The organism is Corynebacterium tuberculostearicum (assembly GCF_022347235.1).
Lineage (GTDB): Bacteria > Actinomycetota > Actinomycetes > Mycobacteriales > Mycobacteriaceae > Corynebacterium > Corynebacterium tuberculostearicum_F.
This window is the reverse complement of record NZ_JAKRDX010000042.1, coordinates 1-1,766: the sequence shown is the minus strand read 5'-3', so window position 1 is coordinate 1,766 and position 1,766 is coordinate 1. Positions and strand designations below refer to the sequence as shown.

Sequence of the window (1,766 nt, the reverse complement as noted above, 5' to 3'; positions counted from 1 at the left end):
ATTTGGGGTAGTTGGTACCGCGAGTCTGCGTAGTTGGTACCGGTGTTCCGCGTACCCGGTACTGCAAGGGGTTTTCTTTCATAGTTGATGTTGGCGACACCACAATCCGCTGGTGTTGCGTCAACTTCTACTTGGAAGGAGCCGGTCCTTGTGGCTAACTTCAAACAGATCATCGCGATGTGCCTTGATGGTGCTAGCTACGCGCAGATCACACATGCATTGGGATGTTCACGACGAGAAGTATCCCGAGCAAAGAAAGTCATCAACGATGAGGCACTAACTCCAGAGCGTTTCCGTCAGCTCCCACCGGGATGGTTCGATGATCGATTCAGTGATGGCCGGAGTAAGCGGTCGTTGCCCTACGACCAGCCTGATTTTCATGCTCTTGCACGCAAGCTGAAAGGTACGAAGCATGTGACCAGGCATAAGCTGTGGATGGACTACGTGTCGAAGCCTTGTCCGACGGATAAGACAAAGTACCAGTACTCCCAGTTCTGCAGTGGGCTCAATGAGTTTCTGCGTGCCAACGATCTCGTCGAAGTTATCACCCATGAGCCAGGGCAAGAGCTTTATGTCGACTGGGCCGGTGACAAAGTGCCTGTAGTAGATCAGGCCAGTGGTGATACCGTGTTCAAGGCGTCATTGTTTGTCTCGGTCAGCCCGTACTCAGGGCTGATGTACGTTACTGCTGCTGCGAATGAGAAGATGTCGGCGTGGATTGAGTGCCATGTTAAGGCGTTGAATTATCTTGGCAAAGTACCAGCAATCATCGTGCCAGATAATGCTTCTACGGCGACTTATCGGCCGAAGAAGACCTCTACATACCGGATGGTCACTGACCGCTACGCAGCGTTTGCTGACTATTACGGGGTCACGATTGTGCCGACTAGGCCCGGCAGGCCTCGTGACAAGGCAGCGGTAGAGCGTGCCGTGAAAATCGCCTACACCAAAATCCTGGGTTACTTTAGCAACGAGGTCTTCTATAACCTTGATGAGCTTAATGAGGCGATCGCTTGCCGTCTTGCTGTTATCAACGGCGCAATGACGCGGCCTGATGGCTCAACACGGCAGATGCGCTTTGATAAAGAAGAGGCACCAATGATGCGGGATCTTCCGCCGACGCCGTTTACGGAAGTGTCTTATAAGCGGCTTAAAGTCGATCGCAACTGGCACATCACCTGTGACTACCAGTACTACTCAGTGCCATTTCAGCTGGTAGGAGAGTCGGTAACAGTCAGGCTCACCCCGCAACTGGTGAGCGTCTTCAACGGGGAGCAGCTTGTTGCTGAACACACGCGCCTTCACGGATTCAAATACCGGTATTCCACCAACCCTCAGCATGGGCCGCGTGGCGATGATGAAGGCCACAAGGCGCTTACCCGTGATGAGCTTTTGGCCTGGGCCTCGTCGTTTGGGGCAGCAACGCACGCAGTCATAGCGATGATCCTCGACCGCAATAGTGCCGCCGTACCCCGCGGACTCATCCAGGCACGCAACGTGTTGGCCAACCTGGGCAAAAAGCACAACAAAGCCACCCTGGAACCTGCCTGCCAGCAGGTCGTGGACAAGAAGCTGGCCCCAACGATGGCAGTGATCAAACGCCTCCAGACTGACATTGCCCACGCCCAACAACATCCCGGGGAACCAGGGCCAAAAACACAGCCTGTGGCCAAGCGCCAACCACGCCCAAGTACCCCGCTTACCGGCGACGTGGCCGATGCCGTCTTTATCCGGCCTGCTGACCACTACGAAAACTAGAAGGAGTG

1 protein-coding gene is annotated in these 1,766 nt (G+C 54.7%); it reads left to right on the top strand.

Annotation, left to right across the window (positions count from 1 at the left end):
* The first annotated feature begins 150 nt into the window (after positions 1–150).
* Positions 151–1,758: an IS21 family transposase gene (gene istA / locus MHK09_RS11575; RefSeq protein ID WP_150851611.1), complete on the top strand. Its 1,608-nt coding sequence runs from the start codon at positions 151–153 to the stop codon at positions 1,756–1,758.
* The last annotated feature ends 8 nt before the right edge of the window (positions 1,759–1,766 follow it).